Annotated in this window: 18 protein-coding genes and 1 tRNA gene; 1 reads left to right on the top strand and 18 read right to left on the bottom strand. The window is 60.9% G+C overall.

All coding sequences use genetic code 11. The features are described 5' to 3' along the window. Positions 1 to 40: 40 nt before the first annotated feature. From dapA to rnr, 18 genes are all read right to left on the bottom strand, one after another. Entirely contained in the window at positions 41 to 913 is an 873-nt protein-coding gene (gene dapA, locus P1S46_03980) for a 4-hydroxy-tetrahydrodipicolinate synthase (protein MDF1535646.1), read from the bottom strand. Positions 914 to 1030: 117 nt separating this feature from the next. Continuing rightward, positions 1031 to 1888 (bottom strand): diaminopimelate epimerase, encoded by an 858-nt coding sequence (gene dapF / locus P1S46_03975; GenBank protein MDF1535645.1) that lies wholly within the window; start codon positions 1886 to 1888, stop codon positions 1031 to 1033. 186 nt (positions 1889 to 2074) lie between these two features. Continuing rightward, entirely contained in the window at positions 2075 to 3325 is a 1251-nt protein-coding gene (gene lysA / locus P1S46_03970) for a diaminopimelate decarboxylase (protein ID MDF1535644.1), read from the bottom strand. A gap of 338 nt (positions 3326 to 3663) precedes the next feature. Continuing rightward, positions 3664 to 5055, bottom strand: coding sequence for an argininosuccinate lyase (gene argH / locus P1S46_03965; GenBank protein MDF1535643.1), 1392 nt, complete (start codon positions 5053 to 5055; stop codon positions 3664 to 3666). Positions 5056 to 5077: 22 nt separating this feature from the next. Beyond that, on the bottom strand, positions 5078 to 6250 hold the full coding sequence (locus P1S46_03960; GenBank protein MDF1535642.1) for a hypothetical protein: 1173 nt from the start codon (positions 6248 to 6250) through the stop codon (positions 5078 to 5080). Between the two features lie 3 nt (positions 6251 to 6253). Then, complete coding sequence (locus P1S46_03955) at positions 6254 to 6670, bottom strand: NUDIX domain-containing protein (GenBank protein ID MDF1535641.1); 417 nt, start codon at positions 6668 to 6670, stop codon at positions 6254 to 6256. Between the two features lie 50 nt (positions 6671 to 6720). Further along, positions 6721 to 7938 carry an argininosuccinate synthase gene (locus P1S46_03950; protein ID MDF1535640.1) on the bottom strand — a complete coding sequence of 406 codons (1218 nt, stop codon included), beginning with the start codon at positions 7936 to 7938 and terminating at the stop codon, positions 6721 to 6723. A 24-nt stretch (positions 7939 to 7962) separates the two neighbouring features. Further along, positions 7963 to 8883 carry an ornithine carbamoyltransferase gene (gene argF, locus P1S46_03945; GenBank protein MDF1535639.1) on the bottom strand — a complete coding sequence of 307 codons (921 nt, stop codon included), beginning with the start codon at positions 8881 to 8883 and terminating at the stop codon, positions 7963 to 7965. Between the two features lie 5 nt (positions 8884 to 8888). After that, on the bottom strand, positions 8889 to 10097 hold the full coding sequence (locus P1S46_03940; GenBank protein MDF1535638.1) for an aspartate aminotransferase family protein: 1209 nt from the start codon (positions 10095 to 10097) through the stop codon (positions 8889 to 8891). Then, positions 10094 to 10975: an acetylglutamate kinase gene (argB, locus tag P1S46_03935; GenBank protein ID MDF1535637.1), complete on the bottom strand. Its 882-nt coding sequence runs from the start codon at positions 10973 to 10975 to the stop codon at positions 10094 to 10096. The genes P1S46_03940 and argB overlap by 4 nt, the downstream gene beginning before the upstream one ends. Beyond that, complete coding sequence (locus P1S46_03930; protein MDF1535636.1) at positions 10972 to 12513, bottom strand: GAF domain-containing protein; 1542 nt, start codon at positions 12511 to 12513, stop codon at positions 10972 to 10974. Before P1S46_03930 ends, argB begins: the two co-directional genes overlap by 4 nt. Before the next feature lie 21 nt (positions 12514 to 12534). Continuing rightward, complete coding sequence (hslU, locus tag P1S46_03925; GenBank protein MDF1535635.1) at positions 12535 to 13881, bottom strand: ATP-dependent protease ATPase subunit HslU; 1347 nt, start codon at positions 13879 to 13881, stop codon at positions 12535 to 12537. 85 nt (positions 13882 to 13966) lie between these two features. Beyond that, a complete protein-coding gene (hslV, locus tag P1S46_03920) occupies positions 13967 to 14500 on the bottom strand; it encodes an ATP-dependent protease subunit HslV (protein ID MDF1535634.1) in 534 nt (177 codons plus the stop codon). Between the two features lie 13 nt (positions 14501 to 14513). After that, entirely contained in the window at positions 14514 to 15449 is a 936-nt protein-coding gene (locus P1S46_03915) for a tyrosine recombinase XerC (GenBank protein MDF1535633.1), read from the bottom strand. A gap of 98 nt (positions 15450 to 15547) precedes the next feature. After that, positions 15548 to 16858 (bottom strand): methylenetetrahydrofolate--tRNA-(uracil(54)-C(5))-methyltransferase (FADH(2)-oxidizing) TrmFO, encoded by a 1311-nt coding sequence (gene trmFO / locus P1S46_03910; protein MDF1535632.1) that lies wholly within the window; start codon positions 16856 to 16858, stop codon positions 15548 to 15550. Beyond that, positions 16845 to 19103: a type I DNA topoisomerase gene (gene topA / locus P1S46_03905; protein MDF1535631.1), complete on the bottom strand. Its 2259-nt coding sequence runs from the start codon at positions 19101 to 19103 to the stop codon at positions 16845 to 16847. The genes trmFO and topA overlap by 14 nt, the downstream gene beginning before the upstream one ends. A 568-nt stretch (positions 19104 to 19671) precedes the next feature. Then, positions 19672 to 20541, bottom strand: a complete 870-nt coding sequence (gene dprA, locus P1S46_03900; GenBank protein ID MDF1535630.1) for a DNA-processing protein DprA — start codon at positions 20539 to 20541, stop codon at positions 19672 to 19674. Next, positions 20538 to 22841 carry a ribonuclease R gene (gene rnr, locus P1S46_03895; protein ID MDF1535629.1) on the bottom strand — a complete coding sequence of 768 codons (2304 nt, stop codon included), beginning with the start codon at positions 22839 to 22841 and terminating at the stop codon, positions 20538 to 20540. The genes dprA and rnr overlap by 4 nt, the downstream gene beginning before the upstream one ends. 129 nt (positions 22842 to 22970) lie before the next feature. Here rnr and P1S46_03890 point away from each other — a divergent pair. Further along, positions 22971 to 23057 (top strand) — tRNA-Leu (locus tag P1S46_03890). Positions 23058 to 23341 lie beyond the last annotated feature (284 nt).

Below are 23341 nucleotides of genomic sequence, written 5' to 3'. Positions count from 1 at the left end.
CCCCGTGTCCCCGTGTCAGCTTTCCTGTTCCCTCCGCCCCCTACAGCAGCCCGTAATTTGAAAGGGCCTTGCGGACCTTCACCGCACCATTTTCCGTGAGGGGCACCAGCGGCAGACGCAATTCGTTTTCGATGTGACCCATCATCGCCAGGGCGCCCTTGACAGGGATCGGGTTCGTTTCCACGAACATGGCGTCGCACAAGGGCAAAAGCTGATGGTGAAGCCCGGCTGCGCCGGTCATGTCGCCATCCTGAAAAAGGCGGCACAAGGCAGCCATGTCGCCGGGGACGATGTTGGAGACCACCGAGATCACACCGTTCCCGCCAACGGCGAGGAGAGGGTAGACCAGGGCGTCTTCCCCTGAGAGGATGATGAACTCATCGGGGACAACCCGCCTGGTATAGCTGGTCTGTTTCAGGTCCGCGGCGGCGTCCTTCAGGCCTATGATGTTGGGAACGGCAGACAGGCGGCCCACCGTTTCGGGCAGCATGTTGATCCCGGTGCGGCCCGGTACGTTGTAAAGGATGATGGGGATGTCCACCCCCTTTGCCACGGTGGTGAAATGGGCGACGAGGCCGTCCTGGGTAGGTTTGTTGTAATAGGGGGTGATCATGAGGGCACCGTTCGCACCGACATCCTTGACCCTTCGGGTCAGTTCCAGAGCCTCGCTGGTCGAATTGGAACCGGACCCCGCGATAACCGGGACCCTGCCCCCGGTGTGCTCGACGACGATGCGCACCACTTCCACATGCTCGTCGTGACTGAGGGTCGATGCCTCGCCGGTGGTGCCGCACGGTACGAGACCGTCTATACCACCCTCGATCTGCCGATCGACGTGGGCCCGAAGGGCGTCAGTGTCAATACGGCCGTTACGGAAAGGTGTGACCAGTGCGGTGAAAGCTCCCTTGAACATGTTTGACCTCCCCGGTTGCGTGTCTTAAAACCGTGACACGCAACTGTAAGTTTGGCGGGACCCCAAAAAGTAATACAACTTCAGACATTAAGATCCCGGGAAAAATTTTTGAGTCCTTCACGATTTTTCGGTCTGCCCGCAGGATACCGTTTCTCCGGTGAGTTCGCCCCGATAGACAAGGGAGGCGTTCCCTTCCAGGTGCACATCTCCTGCCATGGGGTCCTTCCCGTCCAGGTGGACGATGAGCACGTCACCGCCCCGGGTCGTCACCGATACCGGAGGCGTGGTCAGTCCCCTTACAGTGGCCACGATGGCTGCGGCGACAGCCCCCGTCCCACAGGCCAGTGTCTCTGCTTCCACCCCTCTCTCGTAGGTCCTGATATTGACCGAACCGGTGCCGGTGATTTCAATGAAGTTGGCGTTGGTGCCGGCAGGGGAGAACCTGGGGTGGAAACGGATCTTCCTGCCGGTCTCCTGGACGTCCAGATCCTCCAGGTTCCCGGACGGTAGCAGTACAATGGTGTGGGGAACTCCCGTGTCCACGAACCCCGCCTCGATCTGTTCACCGTCGTCGAGTTCGAGGTCGAATCGCGGCTCAAGACCTGCCGGCCGGGTGAGCTGAACCGTGACGCCGGTGCCGTCCACCGACGCCTGGATCGGTCCCGCTATGGTCCTGAAGACCAGTTCCTCGCCGGAGATTCCGTCCAGGGACGCCAGCCGCGCAACGCACCTTGCGGCGTTGCCGCACATCTCGGCCTCGCTGCCGTCGGAGTTAAAGAACCTCCAGGCGAAATCCAGTTCAGGGTCGTCTTCTATGAGCAGGAGTCCGTCGGCTCCCACCGACTGTCCCCTGCGGCACGCCTGCACGGCGAGTTCAACCATCTCGCTATTCGCGACGAGCTTGCCGCGGTTGTCGATGATGATAAAGTCGTTTCCGGTGCCGCTCATCTTCACGAAAGGGATCGGAAAGTCCATAAGTTTCTCCCTTAAGTAGCGATCAGGATGGACTTTCCGATCCCTTTCGCTCAAATCCAACGTCCAATGCCTGCCGCGTCGTAGTCCGGAGGAGGAAGACGGGTCCAATGTCCAAAGAGGAGCACAAACGGTAGTCATTATTAACAGTGTTTTTTCTTTGGGCTTTGGTCTTTGGTCCCTGGACTGTCATTGTTTAAATATCCTCTCACCCCGTACCAGGTCATCCATGGTTTCCCGGTCCCGGACGACCTGGAACCGGTCCTCTGACACCATCACCTCGGCTACGCGCGGCCGCGAGTTGTACTGGGATGACATGGAGAATCCGTAAGCGCCGGCGCTCTTGATGGCAAGCAGCTCACCCTGGGACATTATCGGAAGCTTGTGGTCCCTGGCCAGAAAGTCTGTTGACTCGCATATGGGCCCCACCACATCGGCCACCATCTCTTCCCGGTCGGTGCGGATAACAGGGACCACCTCCTGATAGGCATCGTAGAGGCTCGGCCTGATGAGGTCGTTCATGGCGGCGTCCACGACGACGAAGTTTTTGGTGGATCCCTTCTTGTTGTAAAGGATCCGGGCGACCAGGATGCCCGCGTTGCCGACGATGACCCGGCCTGGCTCGAGGATCAGGATCTTGTCCTTCCTTCCGAGGGCACTGACAATAGTCTCGGCGTAGTTGGCAGGCAGGGGAGGGGACTCCTCGTCGTAAACGATCCCGAGGCCTCCGCCCACGTCCACGTAACGGACAGGGATCCCCTCGCTTTCCAATTTGTCCACCAGGGCCATGAGCTTTGCCACCGCTTCCCCGAAAGGTTCGGCGGTCGTGAGCTGGGAGCCGATATGACAGTCAACGCCCACAACTTCGATACCGTCCATGCCCGCCGCTTCCCTGTAAATGGCCAACGCTTCTGTCACGGGTATCCCGAACTTGTTCTTTTTCATCCCCGTGGAGATGTAGGGGTGGGTTTTGGGGTCCACGTCCGGGTTGACACGGAGGGCCAATGGCGCCTTCCTGTTCATCTGGCGCGCCGTCATGTCAAGGGTGTGCAGTTCCTCGGCCGATTCCACGTTGAACATGAGGATCCCGGCGTCCAGGGCGTAGCGGATCTCGTCGATCCTTTTGCCCACTCCGGAAAACACGATCCGGTCTGCCGGAATCCCTGCCCCAAGGGCCCTGAATAGCTCCCCGCCGGACACGATATCAGCCCCGGCGCCCTCTTTCGCCAAAAGCTCGAGCACGGCCAGGTTGGAGCAGGCCTTGACTGAGTAGCACACCACGTGATCGGTGCCGGCAAAGGCCTCGGTAAAGACCTTGAAGTGTCGGGTTATGGTGGAGGCGCTGTACAGATAAAAGGGTGTTCCCACCTCGGCGGCAATACGCTCAACAGGCACGCTCTCACAGTAGAGCTCGTTCCCTCTGTAGCTGAAAAAATTCATTGTTCCGTTTCCTGTGCCTCAAGTCCCTTCCGGATCTTTGAGTAAAGAGCCCGGCTTCGCGGCGTGGTGTAGACGCGGTACCGGGCGTGAAGTCCGCAAATTTATCAGAATTGGAGTAGCTTCGACAGCATTAATTTCACTTCGGTTTTTCATGCTGGAGATCTGGATTTTTTATATTCTACCTCCAGGGTGGTGCCAGAGGAACATGGCAGCACCCTGGAGGTTAATTGGAGCCTTCCGCATCCCGCTCCCCATCGGCAGTGCCCCAGGGACCTGACGGATGGGCGGGCGGACCCTTGACTCCGCAGGCCGCGACAAGAAGAGTCGCTATCAGTGCGCTAATTGCCGCGAAACGTATCCAGCCACTCACGGGCTTCCTCCAGCGCTCCGGCAACCTGACCGTAGGCCGTCCCACCGATGACATCGCGACGGCTGATGGACGATCGAACATCGAGGGCTTCGAAAACCCCTTCCTCGATGAGGTCGCATCGCTTTTTCATCTCGGCGAGCGTAAGATCGGGAAGACCGCACCTCTTTTCCAGGCAAAGGGCGACCAGGTTCCCGGTTATCTCGTGTGCCTGCCGGAAAGGGACCCCTTTTCCCACAAGGTAATCGGCCAGGTCCGTCGCCGTGGAAAACCCGTCGTCAGCGGCTTCGGCCATGGCTTCATTGTTGAAAGCCAGGCCCAGCACGAGACCGGTCATGATCTCGAGGGAACCGGCCAGCGTTCTGGCAGAATCGAAAACAGGCTCTTTGTCCTCCTGGAGATCCCTGTTGTAGGTCATGGGCAGCCCCTTCAATGTAACCAGAAGGGATGTGAGGTTGCCGATCATCCTCCCCGTCTTGCCGCGGACGAGCTCGGCTGAGTCGGGGTTTTTCTTCTGCGGCATCATGCTGCTCCCGGTAGCAAAAGCGTCGGGAAGGGTCACAAAGGAGAACTCGGCAGTGGCCCAGAGAACGACCTCTTCGGCGAGGCGGCTTAAGTGGACCTGAGCGAGGGCCGAGGCGAACAGGAACTCCGCCGCGAAATCGCGGTTGGAAACGGTATCCATGCTGTTGCGCGTAACCCCGCGAAAACCCAGTTCGTTGGCTGTCATGTGGCGGTCTATGGGGTGAGGGGTGCCGGCGAGGGCTCCCGCACCGAGGGGGTTTAGATCCAGGCTCTGCGCCAGGGCGGTGAACCTGACGTGGTCACGGCGCAGCATCTCGAAGTAGGCCATGAGGTGGTGGGCCAGGAGAACAGGCTGGGCTCTTTGCAGATGGGTATACCCGGGGACGACAGTCTCCACGTGCTCCTCGCTCCGGGTGACCAGGGCGTCGAGGAGGTCGACGATGCTCAAAGCTATCGCTGTTGACGTTTCCCTCACGTAGAGGGTGAGGTCGAGTGCCACCTGGTCATTGCGGCTTCGGGCCGTGTGCAGACGCCCTCCGGCCTCTCCGATCCTGGCGGTGAGCAGGGTCTCGATGTTCATATGAACGTCTTCAAGGGCCTTGTCCCATGGCTCGGCACCGGCGTCGAGCTCGGCAAGGATCCTTTTCAGTTCCTCGACGATGAGCCTGGCGTCTCCGGCGGGAATGATCCCGCGTTTACCGAGCATGCGGGCGTGGGCCATGCTTCCCCGGATGTCCTGGGGATAAAGCTCCCTGTCGTAGGAAATCGATTCCGAGAACTCTTCCAGAATGCGGGAGGTTTTCTCATCGAAACGTCCCTGCCACGGCTTTTTGGTCATGCGCGCTCCTTTTACAAGTCCATCAAAAGATATTCAAGGGGTTTCCCGCGTCGTCGGAGATCCCGGTGAGAAGTTCGTCGCCGCTCATCTTTTCCCACCCGGTGACGGTACCGGGCCTGTAAACTCCGGTCACCTTGACCATGGACCGGGAGGACCGGGGATCGGTTTCGTGGTGGGGGAAAAGCCGTATCGTGTAAAGACGGGTGGCGTCCCCGAAGCGAAGCCTCGACACGGGAGCTCCGGAAAAATCATCGGTTTTAAATTCCGACAGCTTGATCCTTGGAAGTTTGTGACGCATACCCGCCACGATGCTGGAGTTTCCGAAGGCATGGACCAATGGATCTCCCTCGAGTTCGGTCTCCGAAGAGGTGTTGACGAAAACGGTGATCGTTTCCCGGGTACCGGGAGTCTTGAAAAGGTGCTCACCGTAAAATCCTGTTACGACGTCCCTGAACACCTTGTGCTCCGGTTTCGGGTTGCACTGGATGACGGCCAGAAGATCCAGATGGTGATGCCGCTTGAAATAGATCTCATTGGTCTTCTCGATGATGGTCATGATGTTGGAGTGGTGCAGATCCCGGTAAACGTAATCGAAGCAGATGACGGGCATGAAATTAAAGGGCACGTGGCGACAGGTAAACAGGAGAAAGGCCTTCCCCTGGTACAGGTCGAAGGAACAATCCACCGTCTCCTCTCCAGCAAAGGGGTATGTCTTGGCCGAAAGGAAACAGCGGACAGCTCCATCCCTTTCCTTGACGATGGTTACGCACATGTTGACCGGTTTGGCGTGGTCCTCTCCCTCACTCTCCTTAATGATGGCGTCCAGACTCTCCCTGTTGTCCTCGGCGAACCTCTGCAGCAGTTTCCGGAACTGCTGCAGGGTGATGTGCTCCACGCCCAGAACGGTCACGGTATTGTCGGGCAGGTCCTCCGAAACCGTGTTGATGACCCTGTCGAGGGCGTCGAACGGTACTGAACTTTCGGGCAGGAACACGAAATGGAGAAGCTCTTCTTCGGGCATCCTCGCCACAGTCTCCAGAACCGAAAACACGCGTTGCTCCTGAAGGGCCCTGTCCTTGAGCTTGAAAAGACGTCCTTCACGGCCCAGCCTGCAGGGGATCTGGGCGATGAGCGAGTGAACACCGGCCCCCACCGGGAACTCCAGGTCCACTGTATGTTCGATGATCCTTATCATTGATCAGGTTGTGAAGACCTTGGACAGGATGTGCCTTGTCCCGTCGGTGATGTCCAGGGTCATCAGCGTCTCCCGGTCGGCCCAGACGACCTCTTCGATCTCGCTTTCGTTGGGTTTCACTTTGCCTCCCCTGGGGGACGCCAGGTAATATAATATCACGTAGTGCGTCCTGTGATCATTCCCCGGGACGACCTCGTAGATGTCCACGAGGCCTTCAATATGGACATCGAGTCCCACTTCCTCGAGGACTTCCCGCTTTAACGCTACCGTGATCGGTTCGCCCAGGTCGATCTTCCCGCCCGGCATGACCCACCTGCCCTGCCACGGAGGGATGGCCCGCTTGGTGAGGAGGACGTGGCCGGCGTCGTTTTGTACTACGGCGACTACGGCAGTCCGGACTGCTTTTTTCTCATATCTCATAGTTTTAGGGGTAATGCGGCTTCCAATGTCAAAGCTTATATCTCAAGCGTTCAGCTGCTTCTCTTCTTCCTCGCTTCGTTGATCCTCAGCCTCAAGGCGTTCACCCTGATGAAGCCGGTGGAGTCGGCCTGGTCGAAGACCGTCTCCTCCTCGAAGGTGGCAAAGTCGGTGACGTACAGGGAGTCGGGGGCCTTGCGGCCTGCCACCCTGCAGGAGCCTTTGAACAGTTTCAGCCGGGCTGTGCCGGTGACACCCTTCTGGGTCTCGTCGATGCAGTTGCGCAGCCAGTCCATCTCGGGGCTGAACCAGTAACCGTTGTAGATGAGCTCGGAAAAGCGCGGCACCAGGGAGTCGCGAAGGTGCATGATCTCCCGGTCCATTGTCACCGATTCCACCGCGCGGTGGGCCATGTGGAGGATGGTTCCGCCCGGAGTCTCGTAGACACCGCGGGATTTCATGCCGATATAGCGGTTCTCCACCATGTCCATCCGGCCGACACCGTGACGCCCGCCCATCTCATTGAGGCGGGCCAGGAGGTTCGCCGGGGACAGGGGTTCACCGTCCACCGTGACGGGGGTCCCGTCGTCGAACCCGATCTCCACATATCCGGGTTTGTCCGGCGCATCTTCCGGGGCCACCGTCAGGGTAAACATGGACTCGTCGGGCTCCATCCAGGGGTCTTCCAGGATCCCCCCCTCGTAGCTGATGTGAAGCAGATTGCGATCGCTGCTGTACGGCTTCTCCCGGGTGACCGGGATCGGGATGTCGTGTTTTTTCGCGTACTCGATGAGGGCCGTACGGCTGCCCAGGTCCCACTCTCTCCACGGGGCGATGACAGTGACGCCGGGCATGAGGGTATGGTAGGCAAGCTCGAACCTGACCTGGTCGTTCCCTTTTCCAGTGGCGCCGTGAGACACGGCATCAGCCCCGACCCGTCGTGCCACTTCGATCTGTGCCTTGGCGATGATGGGTCTGGCGATGCTCGTCCCGAGGAGGTAGTACCCTTCGTAGATGGCGTTGCCCCGCAGGGCCGGGAAAACGAAATCCCTGACGAACTCCTCCTTGATGTCCTCGATGTAAACTTCACTGGCTCCCGTTCTCAACGCCTTTTCACGGATGCCGTCCATCTCGTCGCCCTGGCCGAGGTCGGCGGCGAAAGCCACCACTTCACACTGGTACTCTTCCTTGAGCCAGGTGAGGATGACCGAGGTGTCGAGACCACCGGAATAGGCCAGAACTACTTTTTTTACGTCGGGTTTCTCGCTCATAAATTCTCCTTCTTCATTCAAAGATTATTTCAACAGCCATTCCATCAGCGCCTTCTGGGTATGAAGACGGTTTTCAGCCTGGTCGAATATCGCGCTGCGGGGATGCTCCATGACCTCTTCGGTGATCTCTTCACCCCTGTGAGCCGGCAGACAATGGAGAAAACGGGCATCCGGGTCGGCGTCACCGATCCTGGCAGCGTTCAGCTGATACGCGGCCAGGTCCTTACGCCTTCTCTCCGACTCTTCTTCCTGTCCCATGCTCGTCCAGACATCGGTGTACAGGAACTGTGCCCCCGCACAGGCCTCGGCAGGATCCGTGGTCGTACGGATCGAGCCGCCTGACCGGGCAGCCAGCTGCAGGCTCTCGTTCAGGAATGCGGGGTCCGGGCTGTAACCCTCAGGACAGGCGAGGACGAGTTCCATACCGGTCATGGCGCAGCCCAGGATCAGGCTGTTGGCGACGTTGTTGCCGTCCCCAAGCCAGGCCACCCTCACGCCCTTGAGGGAGCCGGCGATCTCCTGCATGGTCATAAGGTCGGCAAGGGCCTGGCAAGGGTGGGCAAGGTCGGTGAGGGCGTTGATCACCGGTATATCGGACTCTTCGGCGAGGATCCGGGCCGTTTCCTGGCTGTAGGTCCTGACCACCAGGGCGGAAAGGTAGCGCGACAGGACCTTCCCGGTGTCGCTGAGAAGCTCTCCACGGGAAAGATGGACATCCCTCGGGCTCAGGAAGATGGACTGACCTCCCAGCTGGTAGATCCCGACCTCGAAGGAGACCCGCGTCCGCGTGGAGGCTTTTTCAAAGAGCAGACCGACGCTCTTGCCCAGAAGAGGGCAGTCGGTCATGGCCGGTCCGCGCTTTTTCATCTCCAGGGCCCGATCCAGGAGGGAGGCCAGTTCCCCGGATGTTATGTCCATAAGGGTGAGAAAGTCCCTCTTGCTCATGGTGATCAACCTCCGTATTCGCCCAGGACCAGGTCGAGGGCATTGAGCATCCCCAGGATGTCTTCGCCGGCGATGTTCAGGGGCGGTGTGAAACGCAGGGTCCGCTCGCCTACCGCGGTTACCAGGTACCCTTTTGTCATGAGGGATCCGACCAGGGGGGCTGCCGGAACGGTAAGCTCCATACCCAGGAGGAGACCCATGCCCCGTACCTCGATAACGATGTCGTGACGCCTTGCAAGATCCTGAAGACCGGCCCTGAGCTGCTCACCCGACAGGGCGGCTCGTTGCGGCAGGCCTTCAGATTGCAGGGTCTCCAGGGTCGCCAGGGCCGCCGCGCAGGCCAGCGCGCTCCCGCCGAAGGTGCTCCCGTGTGTCCCCGGCCCCATGACGGAGGCGATCTCCTCCCCGGCGAGGACGGCTCCCATGGGGAACCCGTTGGCGAGGCCCTTGGCGAGGGTCATGACATCGGGGACGAAACCCATGGCCTGGTGGGCGAAAAGGGTTCCGCATCGTCCCATCCCCGTCTGGACCTCGTCCGCCATGAGGAGCACGTCGTGTTGACGGCAAAGCGCGGCGGCCTTCCGGAGGAACGTCTGGTCCATGACGTTGACACCTCCCTCGCCCTGGACCGGCTCCAGGAAGAGGGCGCACGCCGACGGAAGGTGGCCGGCCATGGCCTCCAGGTCCCCGTGCCGGATGTGCTCGAATCCGCCGGGATACGGCGAGAACGCCTTGTCGTGGTGTTTCGGGTCGGTGGCGGTGAGGGCCTTCATGGTGCGGCCGTGGAACGCTCCGTGAAAACTGACGATGAGGTTCCGGCCGGGACCGTATTTCTCGAAAGCCCGCTTTCGGGCCAGTTTGATGGCTGCTTCAGAGGCCTCGGCGCCGCTGTTGCAGAAAAAGACCCTGTTCATGGACGTCAGCGATGTCAGCTTTGCGGCCAGCCGGGCCATGATGTCATTGTAGTACCAGTTGGAGACGTGAAGCAGGCGAGCTGCCTGGCCCTGGATCGCTTTTGTCACGGCCGGATGGCAGTGACCCAGATTGCAGGTGGCGATCCCCGCCACGAAATCCACATATTCCCGGCCGTCGGTATCCCAGAGACGGCTTCCCTCGCCCCTCGTGAACACCACCGGCTGCTGCCGGTAGTTGGGCCACAAGGAGCCTGCCGCCATTTCGAGCAGCTTCCTCGTGTCTGCGCCCGGGCCGGTCATGGAACGATCTCCGTACCGATGCCGGTCTGGGTGAAGATCTCCAGGAGAACAGCATGCTCCACCCGTCCGTCAACAACGTGGACCTTTGAAACACCCCCCTCGAGGGCGGTCACGGCGGCCTGGACCTTCGGGATCATCCCGCCGTGAATGGTCCCGTCCCTGACCATCCGGCCCAGGAGCTCCCGGTCAACTGAGGAGATCAGGTTGCCCCCCCCATCGGTGATCCCGGGCACGTCGGTCATGAGCAGCAGCTTTTCCGCCTTTAGCGCTGCGGCCATGGCTCCGGCTACCGAATCGGCGTTGATATTGTACGTGTTGCCTTCGGCGTCGACGCCCACGGGAGCGATGACGGGGATGAAGTTACCCCCGTCCAGCCGGTTAATGACCTCGGGATCGACACGGGTCACCTTTCCTACCCTGCCGGGGTCGATGATCTCGGGTGGACCGTCCCCTTCGGGAGTGTCCTCGATGAGCAGCTTTTCGGCACTGAACAATCCTCCGTCCTTGCCCGTGAGGCCAACGGCTCTGCCTCCGTGCTTCTGGATCAGGGCCACAATCTCCTTGTTGACCTTTCCGCCAAGGACCATCTCAACGATGTCCATCGTCTCCTCGTCGGTGATCCGATGTCCCCTGACGAACTTCGTCTCCTTGCCCATTCTGGCCAGGGTCTGCCCGATCTGGGGCCCCCCGCCGTGAACGATGACCGGCTTGATCCCGATTGTCCGGAGCAGGATGATGTCCTGGGCGAACCTGGACCGCAGCCCTTCGCTGACCATGGCGCTGCCGCCGTACTTGATGACCACGGTCCGGCCCTGGAACTTCCTGATATAGGGGAGCGCCTCGAGAAGGACGTGCGCTTTTTCGATCAGTGCTTTCATGTCGTCACCTTGCTCTTGAGCCGGTCGAGCTCCCGGACCTTTTCCCGGACCTCGCGGTTGGCATTTTCGAGCTGTTTGTTCGTTTCCACCACCTCGTCAATGTTCTTGATGAGGTTCTGGTAAAGCCAGGCCTGCTTGATCGCCATGGAGGCCTGGGGTGCCACAGTCTGAAGGATCTCCGCGTCCCATTCGTCAAAGGGGAGGCCGTCCTCCTTGTTGAAAACAGCGATTACCCCCAGTACTTTCCCGTTGGCTGTGAGGGGTGCGGCGGCAAGGCTCCGGACAGTGAGCCCCGGCGGAAAATCGGATGCGGGATCCACCCCTTCCTTGTCACCGGGGTTGTTGCAAATGACAATGGCGCCTTCCTTGACGACTTTGGCCAGTGCGCCGGGACCCACGGGGACCGGCGCTTCAGGGATCCGGATCCGGTTCTCCGGGATGGCGTATTCGAAATTCAGTTTGCTCCCGCTTCCGTCCGCAAAAGCCAGGATTCCGGCGGTGGCCCGCAGTCCGGTTGTGACCTTGCTCAAAAGAGACTTGTAGATCTGGTCCGGGTCCACACTGGACACGAGGGCCTGGACGATGCCGTTGACGAAGGTAAGCTTGAGTTTTTCTCGTTCCGTCCTCTTCATCATGAACAGGTTGGCGATGGCCATGGACATCTGGTTGGAAAAGGTGTTGAGCAGGGCCAGATCACCCTCCGTAAAGGAGCTCTTGTCGGACTTGTCGTTGGCGGTGATCACCCCGATGGCGCGCTTGCCGCAGAAGATGGGGGTGACGATGAAGGAGGACGACTCGTACTGGCGCGCATATTCGTTGGTGTCGGCCCTGGAGTCTTTTGCCGCGTCCTCCACCAGCATGGGCTTGCCGTCCATGACCACCCGGCCGGAAACCCCCTGGCCGACGGGCTGCCGGATGGTGGGGATCTTGCTCGGCAGGATCCAGTTGGATTTGGCCATGACCAGTTCCTTGCCGTCCCGGCTCAGAAGCATGATCGACACCTTCTTGGCGTTCAGGACGCCGGCGATGAGTTCGATGGACCGGGAGAGAAACTCGCTCTCCTTGAGCACGTCTTCCGGCGCGATCCCGTCATCCTCGATGTCCGTCAGCTCCCCGGTCTGTTTTACAAGCAGCCGCAGCCTTTCCACCTGTTGATCGATGGTCCTTTGGAGCCGCTTTTTCTCCATGAGGAGCCGGATGATGACCAGGACGTCCTCGACCTTGACAGGCCGGGTGAGGAACCAGGCCGCTCCACGGCTGAGGGCCACCTGGGAGGCCTGCCTGTTGTCGGTGCTCATGATCATGAGCACCGGAACCTTCGGCTGGAACTTCCGGATGGCGATGAGTGTGTCCAGGCCGGACAGGCCGGCCAGCTGGTCGGCAAGGAAGATGACGCTGATCTCCTCCCCGCTGCGGACTTCGGCGATCCCTTTCTGCCCATCCGCGGTCTCGACGACCTCGTAACCCTCGTTGGCCATGATCCCCCTGAGGGTCTGTCTGGTCAGGGCGTCGCTGTCGATGATGATCGCCCGGCTCATGGCTAAACTCCCCCTTCTCAGTTACAGGATGTAGCGGCTCAGGTCGTCGTCCGAAACGATGTCGGCGAGGTTTTTCCTCACCATGACGGAATCGATGACGATCTCTTTTTCGCTCATGTCCGGTGCGGTGAACGAGATCTCCTCGAAGAGCTTTTCCAGGATCGTGTGCAGCCGCCGTGCACCGATATTCTCGGTCCTGGTGTTGACCTCCTCGGCCATGAGAGCGATGGTGTCGATGGCGTCCGGGGTGATGGTGATCTCGATCCCCTCGGTGCGCATCAGCTCCCTTACCTGGAGGGTGAGGGAATTTTCGGGCTCCGTCAGGATGCGGACAAAATCCCCCCGCGACAGGGCGTCGAGTTCCACCCGGATGGGGAATCGTCCCTGGAGTTCCGGAAGAAGGTCCGACGGTTTGCTCACGGAAAAAGCGCCGGCGGCGATGAACAGTATATGGTCGGTCTTGACCATGCCGTGTTTGGTGGTGACCGTTGTCCCCTCGATGATGGGCAGAAGGTCCCTCTGGACCCCCTCCCTGGAAACATCCGGACCCTGCCCGGAGCTGCGGCCGCTGATCTTGTCCACCTCGTCTAAAAAAACGATCCCGTTCTGCTCCACCCTGGTGATGGCTTCGCTGGTGACGCTGTCCATGTCCACCAGCCTGGCCGCTTCCTCCTGGGCGAGGAGCCTCGTGGCATCCGGTACGCGGACTTTGCGAACCTTCTTTCGCCCCGGAAACAGGTTGCCCATCATGTCCTTGAGGTTGATATCCATCCCTTCGGTTCCCGGAGCGTTGAAGATCTCGATAAACGGTGTTGAACGTTCCTCCACCTGCACCTCGACCTCCCTGTCGTCAAGTTCCCCGGAACGGAGCATCCGCCGCAGCTTTTCCCGGGTGTCGGCGCTCGGTGTGCTCTCCTGTCCGGGTGGCTCCGCGGGCCGGATCGCGCTCCTTGGCAGGAGGAGGTCTAAAAGCCTCTCTTCAGCAGCGAGGTCGGCTCGCTCCATGACCGAAACCATCTTCTCCTCTTTCAGCATCTTGATGGCCAGTTCCACCAGGTCGCGGATCATGGACTCGACGTCCCTGCCCACATAACCCACCTCGGTGAACTTGGTGGCCTCCACCTTCAGAAAGGGAGCGTTGGCAAGAGTGGCGAGCCGCCGTGCGATCTCGGTCTTTCCCACGCCGGTAGGGCCGATCATGATGATGTTCCGTGGTGCGATCTCGTCCCTGAGTTCCTCCGGGACCTGCTGCCGCCTCCAGCGGTTCCGCAGGGCGATGGCGACACACCTTTTGGCGTGGTCCTGCCCGATGATGAACCGGTCCAGGCTGTCGACGATCTCTCTCGGTGTGAAGTTGTGGGGGGTCATTTTAAAGTTTCCAGTCTACAGTTTACGGTTTACAGTAAGCGTTTTTTTCGGATTTATCTGTGAACTGTTCACCGTATACCGTTCACTACAGTTCCTCGATATGTATCTCATCATTAGTATAGATGCAGATCCGGGCGGCGATGGAAAGGGCCTCCCGGACGACTTCGGCCGGTTCCAGGTCGGAAAAGGCCAGGAGGGCCTGGGCCGCCGCGTTGGCATAAGGCCCGCCCGATCCGATGGCAAGGACCTCGCCTTCCGGTTCCAGGACATCCCCGTTCCCCGATATCAGGAAAAGGTTTTTGGTGTCGGCTACGGCCATGAGAGCTTCCAGCCGGCGCAGGACCCTGTCGGTCCTCCAGTCCTTTGCGAGTTCCACCGCGGCCCTGGGCAGGTTCCCCTGGTACTGGTCGAGCTTCTTTTCGAACCTCTCGTACAGGGTGAAAGCGTCGGCCGTAGATCCGGCGAACCCGGCCAGGACCTCTCCCCCGTACAGGGTGCGGACCTTCCTGGCCGTGTGCTTGATCACCGTCTCGCCGACAGTGACCTGACCGTCCCCACCCATGGCCACCTTGCCATTCCTTTTTACCGCCAGGACGGTGGTCCCTTTCATCGCCGCCATGACAACCTCGCATTCATGACTCTTCTCCCTTCCTGGCGGATCGCGGGTGCGACCTGTCATAGACCTCCAGGAGCCGGTCCATGGTCACGTGGGTGTATCGCTGGGTGGTCTGGAGGCTTTCGTGCCCCAGCATCTCCTGGATCGCCCGCAGGTCAGCCCCGCTGTCAAGCAGGTGGGTCGCGAAGGTGTGGCGCAGCACGTGGGGGCTTATCCTCGTGTCCAGGCCGCAGCTCCTCAGCCTCTGTTCGAGCCGTTTCTGGATGCCCCGCTGGCTCAGTCTCCCGCCACGGTTGTTCAGGAAGAGGGGTGACCGATCTCCCGCGGCCGGCCACCTTCCGTCCGCTTTAAGGTACTTTTCGATCCGTCCGGAGGCCTTTCGGCCCAGGGGGACGATCCTGGTCTTGCTGCCCTTTCCCCTGACCCGCAGCAGATTGCCGTCCCGGTCCCAGTCCTGGGTGTCCAGACCGGACAGTTCGCTGAGACGGATACCGGACGAATAGAACATCTCCCATATGGCCAGGTCCCTGAGGTCGCCGGTGCGATCGCCACTGGACGCGTCGAGAAGCGCCGTCACCTCCTCAAGGCTCAGAAACCTCGGGGTTTTCCTCGGCGTCCTGGGAGTGGGGATGCCGTCGCAAGGGTTGGTTTCGAGCACTCCCTCCCTCACCATCCACCGGCACCAGGACCTCACGGCCGATATCTTCCGGGCCATAGTGGACCTCGCGAGGGACCTGGCGAACAGGTGCCCCAGGAAGGACTTTACAGAATCAGCACTGTCACCCGGCAGAGCTCTCCCCTCCAGGTACCCGATGAAATCCATGATGTCCCTCCGGTAAGCCGCGAGGGTGTGCGGTGACGAACCCCGCACCTTTTCCAGGTAGCGAAGGAACCCCTCCATCCGGCCGCTGTGGGTGGCGGCACCTGACCCCTCTCCGGGTCTTTCCGTCATGGACCTTGTTCCCCCGATCGGAAAACAAAAATAATAGGGTTTTTGCGGGTGAAAGTCCAGCACGGGCCGCCCTGGGCAGACCTGTGATCCGGGAGCGATCAGCTGATAGCTGAAAACCATCCGGCCATGTCAGCCAGGGCGCGTTCCGCTAACGCCTGGCGTTTCAGGTCCTTTTTGCGGGGCTGCCCGGTCAGGGGAGGCAGGAGCCCGAACTGGGCGTTCACCGGTGTGAAGGGGGATGTCCCGGTGTCGGAAAGCCTGGCCAGGATCGCCCCGGTCATGGTTGTCGGAGGAGGCGGGTCGATGATCTTCCCTTCCAGCATCGTTGCCACGTAAAGGCCGGTCATGAGGCCGCTGGCCATGGACTCGACGTACCCTTCCACCCCCGCCAGCTGCCCGGTGAAAAAAAGATCGGGCCTGCCCCTGGTGCGCTGGTGGCGGTCAAGGCAGGCAGGAGCGTCCACGTAGGTGTTCCGGTGGATCGTACCCAGCCTTTCGAACTTCGCGTTCGCAAAACCGGGGATGGTGCGGAAGATCCTTTCCTGGTCGCCGAAGCGCAGCCGGGTCTGGAACCCCACCATGCTGTAAGCCGTGGCAGCCCTGTTTTCGGGGCGAAGCTGGATGACGGCATGGGGGCGTTTTCCCGTCCTCGGATCGGTCAGCCCTGTCGGCCTCCAGGATCCGTAGGCCAGGGTCCTGTCTCCCCTGGACGCCAGTTCTTCGATGGGCATGCACGCCTCGAAATATTTCGCGTCCTCGAACTCGTGGGGTTTGAGAGGGTCGGCTTCCCTCAGGGCCATGAGCAGGGTTTCGTACTGGTCCTTGTCCAGGGGGCAGTTGACGTAGGCGCTGCCTGCGGCGTCCTGGTAGCGGTCCTGTACGAAGACCCGGCTCCAGTCGATGCTGTCGGCCTGGACGATGGGGGCGATGGCGTCGTAAAAGAAAAGCCGCTCCGACCCCAGGATCTGCCCGGCCGAGGCGGCGAGGGCATCCGAGGTGAGGGGGCCGGAGGCGACCACCACCGGTCCTTCGGCGGGGATCGAGGTGGCCTCCTCCCTGACAACGGTGACGAGGGGAGAGCCCTCGAGGGCCTCGGTGACCATCCCGGCAAATTCCCCCCTGTCAACGCACAGGGCCGATCCCCCGGGAACCGCGGATCTGCCGGCCGCCTCGAGGAGCAGGCTGCCGCACAGGGCAAGCTCTTCCTTGAGAAGGCCGCCTGCACGGTCGGTTCTGGATGATTTGAGGGAGTTGCTGCAGACGAGTTCGGCCAAATCACCGGTCCTGTGAGCCGGGGAGGAGCTGCCGGGCCTCATCTCGAACAGCGTGACGGGGATACCACGACGGGCGATCTGCCAGGCGGCTTCACTGCCGGCCAGCCCTCCCCCGATGACTTTAACCAGACTCATCTCCCTGCACCCGGTGGCCGCACTCCTTGTCGGCGCACACCATCATGTCGCCGCGTTTTGTAGACTTGCGTGTCATGACCGGGAAACCGCAGGCGGGACAGGGGGACGCTGCCGGTTCGTCCCAGACGGCGAAGGTGCAGTCAGGATAGGCGCTGCAGCCGTAGAATGTCTTGCCCTTCCGGGTCCGCCGCACCACCAGGTCTCCCGGGCACCCTTCCAGCGGGCAGGTCACTCCAGTGGTAAGGGGACGGGTACCCTTGCATTCCGGATAACGGGTACACCCCAGGAAAGGACCGGTGGGCCCCTGCTTGACCGTCATGGGGCTTTCGCATTCGGGGCATTTTTCCGGCCTCGTCTCGCCCGAAGTGAGGGTTATGCCGCCGTCGTCCGTCTGCTTGAAATCGGAAGTGAACCGGCATTCCGGGTAGCCTGAACAGGCAAGAAACTCGCCGGTGCGGGGGCTGGTCCGAACCTTGAGAAGCTCCTTGCACTCCGGGCACGGGATGTCGGTCATGCCCCAGATGTACTCCTCGTCCTTTTCCTCCACGGCGGCGAGTTCCGAGGAAAAGGGAGTATAGAACTCGTTCAGGATCTCGAGGTAGCCCTTGTCTCCCTCTTCCACGAGGTCCAGTTCGTCCTCCATGTGGGCTGTGAAATCCACGTCCACCAGCCGGGGGAAGCGGGAGACGAGGTAGTCGTTGACGCCGATTCCCAGGGATGTGGGGAAAAATCGCCTGCTTTCCGTCATGACCGCATAGGTGCGCTTGCGGATGGTGTCCAGGATGGCCGCATAGGTGCTGGGACGTCCGATCCCCTTTTCCTCCATTGCCTTGACCAGGGTCGCTTCCGTGTAGCGGGGAGGAGGCTGCGTCGTTTTCTTTTCCATCTCGACATCCTCGAGACCCAGGTTCTGGCCCGCCGTCAGGGGCGGCAGATCAGGTTCGCCGTCCCCGTTGTCGTCCCGGCCTTCCTCGTAAAGGGCGGTAAAGCCCGGGAACAGGACTCTCTGCCCGGAGGCGGCCAGGCCGATGGGGCCCGCCGAGATCTGGACTTTCGTCCGCTCGATCCTGGCGTTTTCCATCTGGGAGGCGAGAAACCGTTTGTAGATAAGCTCATAGAGCCGTGCCTGGTCTTTTTCGAGGAAAGCCGAGACCGCCTCAGGGGAGAGGTCGGGGCGGCTGGGCCGCACAGCCTCGTGGGCGTCCTGGGCGCCCTTCCGGTTCTTGTAGTGCCTGGGAGACGAGGGTAAGTACCGGCTGCCGAACTTTTCCTTGATCTTCAGCCGGGCCGCGTCGAGGGCCTGGCTGGCGACCCTTACGGAATCGGTCCTCATGTAGGTGATGAGCCCCATGGTCCCCATCTCTCCCAGGTTGACTCCCTCATACAGCTGCTGGGCGACCATCATTGTCTTTTTGGCCGTGAAACGCAGTTTGCGTGCCGCCTCCTGCTGGAGAGTGCTGGTGATAAAGGGCGGCGGGGGAGATTTCATGCTCTCTTTGACCTGGAGGTCTGCCACGGTGTGGGGTTCAACGAGGAGCGTTTCCCGGATGGCCTGGGCCGTTTTTTCATCGGGGATCCGGCCGTTCCTGAAGGCGGTTTTCCCATCCTCCATGGAGACGACCCGGGCCTTGATTGTGGGGGCTTCGTCTGCTTCCAGGATCGAGTGGACGAGGAAGTAATCCTCCGGGATGAAGGCCCTGATCTCCTTCTCCCTTTCACAGATGAGTCGAAGAGCTACGGATTGGACACGGCCTGCGGAAAGTCCCCTCTTGATCTTTTTCCAGAGGACGGGGCTCACCTTGTACCCCACGAGGCGGTCGATGGCCCGCCTTGCCTGCTGGGCCTGGAACCTGCGCTCGTCCACCTTCCCCGGGTTTTCAAGGGCATTGAGAATGCCGGACCTGGTGATCTCGTGGAACATGACCCGGAAGACCTTTTCCTCGGACACCTTGATGTGCCGGCTGATGAGGTAGCCGATGGCCTCGCCTTCACGGTCAGGGTCAGTAGCCAGAAGGACCCTCCCGGCATCTCTGGATGCCTTGGTGATCTGGGAGAGGACCTTCTTCTTGCTGGGGATGACCTGGTTTTTCAGGGCGAACCCGTTTTCGGGGTCTACGGCCAGCTCCTTGGTAGGCAGGTCGATGACATGCCCGTTGGAGGACAGAACGTCATAGTCGCTTCCCAGGATACGGCCGATGGTCTTCGCCTTGGTCGGCGACTCGACGATGATCAGGTCTTTGCTCATAAATTTACCAGCGCTCCCGCGTCAGAATGGTTGGTCAGAATGGTTGAAAGTTGATGACTTCGCAAAAAGTCATCAACGCGCCCCGCGCGGGGCGCCCAAATCAATGACTCACACTGTAAGTCATTGATTTGTAAGGAAAGGGAAAACGACGCTTTTCCCTTTCCGTTGAGCGAAAAGTCCCGGATTGGACTTTTTGCGACCCTGTCAAAGTTGAGAGTAAAAAGACGAGGATCGAGAATAAGGACCGGAAGTACGTAAACCCGCCCGCTGGATGGAATGGACGGGTGCCATCAACCCGTAACTCTCAACCCGTAACTCTCAACTGTTTCAAGACAGCCTCTAAACCAGAATAGGGGATGGTTTGTCAACACCCGAAATCCAGCCAGGAGCAGGTACGAGCCAGGATTTCGGGTATAACTCAAGGATACTGCTCGGTTTTTCATGCCAATAAAATATGGTGAAACGGGCCGAATGACGCGGGGAATGACTTTTTCAGATCACTGCGTTCCTGTGACCGCCCCATGGCCCCTTCCCCCGTGTCTCCCCGTCGTCCTGTCTCCGGGTCGGTTCATGCCAGCGTGTATAATCCCCCCGGTTCAACGGTCACAAGGCCTTCGATCATGAGCCCGGAAAGGGAGGCCAGCACCTTGGGGAGGGGCCAGCCGGTGGCAGTGACCAGCTCCTCGGGAAGGCGCGGACCAGGGCCCAGGGCGCGCAGGATCGGTCCGTTTCCGGGGGAGTATTTCGCGTGTTCCGGGGATATTCTCTCGTCGACCCTCCCTTCGCCCAGTTCCAGGCCCATACCGCTCAGGACATCGTCCGCGCATGTCACGGGCAGGGCGCCGTCCCGGATGAGGTCGATGGGCCCTGCGGATTGGGGGCTGTCCGCCCGTCCGGGGACCGCCATCACTTCCCTTCCCTGGTCCAGTGCCCACCGTGCCGTGATGAGGGACCCGGACCGCCGGCCCGCCTCGACCACCACGACCGCCAGTGACGATCCACTGATGATCCGGTTCCGGGACGGGAAGTTTCCGGGCAGGGGCGGGGTGCCGCTTTTAAACTCGGTGAGCAGGGCTCCGCTGCCGGAGATCGCGTCCTTGAGTTCCCGGGATCCCCGTGGGTAGTCTACATCCAGTCCGCATCCCAGGACAGCGATGGTCCGGCCGCCCTTGCGCAGGGCGGCCCGGTGGGCCTCCGTGTCGATCCCCCGCGCGAGGCCGCTGACCACCGTCACTCCGGCGAGGGCCAGGTCCCCGGCGATGCGCCTTGCCATGTGGCGTCCATAGGGTGTGGGGTTGCGGGAGCCCACAAGAGCCACAGCCAGCGTATCCTGCCTTTCAAGCCCTCCCCTCACGAAAAGTCTTTCCGGCGGAACCGGGATCCGGGTCAGAAGCTCGGGATACCCGGGGCCGCCGGGAGTGACAACTATATCAGTCATTTTTTGGAACCCCGGCGGGTACTTCGGGCGGAACCTCGGGGGGGAATCCCGGCCGGACTCCTGCCCGAACTCTCAGGGTCCACCGGCATGAAATCCACGTGGCGGCGCGGCAGGTTCACCGAAACCACCTGGATGGTCAGCCGGTCCCCGAGGCGGAAGACCTTACCGGTGTTCTCCCCCACAAGGATGAGGCGGTCTTCATGGAAAAGGTAATAATCGTCGATAAGGGAGGACAGATGGACGAGCCCTTCGATGAAAAATTCTTCCAGCTCCACGAAGAAACCAAAGGATGTCACGGCGGATACGGTTCCCGTGAAGTTCTGGCCGACCTTGTCGGCCATGAACTTTGTCCGGAGCCACGCCAGGAGGTCCCGCTCGGCTGTTTCGGCGGTGCGCTCCGTCTCGCTGATGTGCTCGCAGATAGCGGCAAGATCCCCGTATACTGCCGGCGGCGTATATCCGAGGACGGTTTTGAGGAGGCGGTGGACGACGAGATCGGCGTACCTCCTGATAGGGGAGGTGAAGTGGGCGTAATCGCCCAGGGCCAGGGCAAAGTGGCCCTCCGGCTCTGGAAAATAGTGGGCCCGCATCATGGTCCGGAGGATCACTGTGTTCAGGAAACGGCTTTTGCCGCCCTCGGGCGTGCTTTCCAGGATTTTCCTGAACGGTGCCGTGTTCCTGGCCGACGGCGGAACCCTCAGCCCCAGGGACGCCAGCAGGCGGTTCAGCTCTTCTATTTTTTCCGTTCCCGGTGGTTCGTGGACCCGGTAGACACCAGGGCCCCCCGACTCCCTGAGCACTTTTCCCACCACCTCGTTGGCCAGCAGCATGCACTCTTCCACCACCTTGTGGGAGGTGTACCGTTCGGCGCGGTAGATGTTTTCCACCTGGCCGGTGGCGCTCAAAACGACCTCGGGCTCGGGCAGGTCGAAATCGAGGCTTTTTCTCTCTTGCCTTCTCCCTTTCAGGCGACTGAATGCCTCGGCGAGGAGGTCCAGGTTCTCGAGGACGGCAGCCGAGGCTCCCTCCGGGGGAACGGCGCTGGAAAGGTAATCTTCCACCTGCCTGTAGGTCAGCCTCGCCGCGCTCCTGATAACACTCTCGTAGAGGCGGTGCTTGACCGGGTTCCCGTTGCGGTCGAGGCGCACCTGGCAGGTGAAGGTCAGTCGGGGAACGCCGGGGTTCAAACTGCACAGGCCGTTGGAAAGACGCTCCGGAAGCATGGGGATGACCGATTCGGGAAAGTACACGGAGTTGCCTCGCAGCAGCGCCTCCCTGTCGGTGGCGGAACCCGCCTCGACATAGTGGGAAACGTCGGCGATGGACACGTAAAGGTCTATGGAGCCGTCACCGTTGGGACGGGCGAACAGGGCGTCGTCGAAATCTTTCGCCTTGACGCCGTCGATGGTGACGAAGGGCAGAGGGCGCAGATCCTCCCGGCCCTCGATGTCCTGGGCGGACGGTTTGCGGGGGAGGGCCGCACATTCACCTGTCACCTTGCGGGGGAACCGGTGGGGGAGGTTGCCGGCGTGGATGGTGGCCCGCGTCTGGGTCTCGAGGGTCTCCGCCTCACCCAGTACCTCCACCACCTCACCACGGCCGATGGTGCCCTTTTCCGGGTAGGCGGTGAGCCTCACGACGGTGAGCTGGCCGGGTATCGCCATCCCCTCCCGTCCGGGCGGTATGATGACCGCCGGTCCGACCCGTTCGTCCTGCGGGTGGGCGATCCCGACCCCGTCCTCGACACCGTAAAAGGCCACAATCTCGGTGCGGGCCCTTTTCACCACCCGGATCACCCGGCCCTCGGCGTGCCGGCCGCGGACCGGCGCTCTTTCCACCCGCACAACCACCTGGTCGCCGTTCATGCTGCCGCCGAGGCGGGCCGCGGGAACGTAGACCTTTTCAACATTCTCCCGGCTATCGGTTTCGCCCGTTACGATCCCGTCGCCGTAGTGAGAGATGGTAACCTTCCCGGTGACCAGGTGGACCCGTGAGGGAAGGGCCAGCCGGCCGCCCTTGATCCTGATGACGGAACCGTTTTCCACCAGGCGGTCCACCGCGGCCCGGAGTCCGCGGCGCTGCTGAGGAGGCACTTCAAGGCCTTCACCCAGTTCCTTCACGGTCAGCGGGCGTCCGGCTGTGTCCGCCAGGTAACGGACGATCCTGGCCTCGTCCACCGCGGGCGGTGAACTTCTCCCCCCCTTCCCCTCTTCCCCTTCCTGCCCCGAGTTCCGCATGGGGCGGGATCGAGGGGTTCCCCTCTTCGTGCTCTTCCTTTTACCCCGGTATCCCCTTGACAACGTTTTCCTCCCTGTTGTAATTAGCAGTGGCTTGCTGGTCACGACTGCCTGGTTCCCATGAACAGGCGAATGCATCTGAATCGTGCTTTCATATATTGTAGCAAGAACGATACCAATGCGGCAGATCATGCGAAAGTGGCGGAACTGGTAGACGCGCTGGGTTCAGGACCCAGTGGAGGCAACTCTGTGGGGGTTCGACTCCCCCCTTTCGCACCACTCAAATAATAAAGGGCCTTCGCGGGCCCTTTATTATTTGAGTGGTGCTCAAGTCCAAAGTCCAAAGTCCAAAGTGGAAAGTCCAAAGTGATCCCCAAAAAATCAGAAATAGAACCATGACCCACCTGACCCATTTACCCTTCTGACCCTTTGACCCTGTTGGCATTATCAGCTATCAGCTGCAAGCTAGCCCGGACTATTCACGATGTTCTTTTCCGTTCCGGCGGCGTTGCTGAGTCGTTCGCTTGTGCGGAATACTAAAGTATGCCTCCGCGCTCACTCCT

It is taken from the genome of bacterium (genome assembly GCA_029210545.1).
Taxonomy (GTDB): Bacteria; BMS3Abin14; BMS3Abin14; order BMS3Abin14; family BMS3Abin14; genus JARGFV01.
The sequence above is the reverse complement of the archived record's forward strand: the minus strand, read 5'-3'. Positions and strand labels throughout refer to the sequence as shown.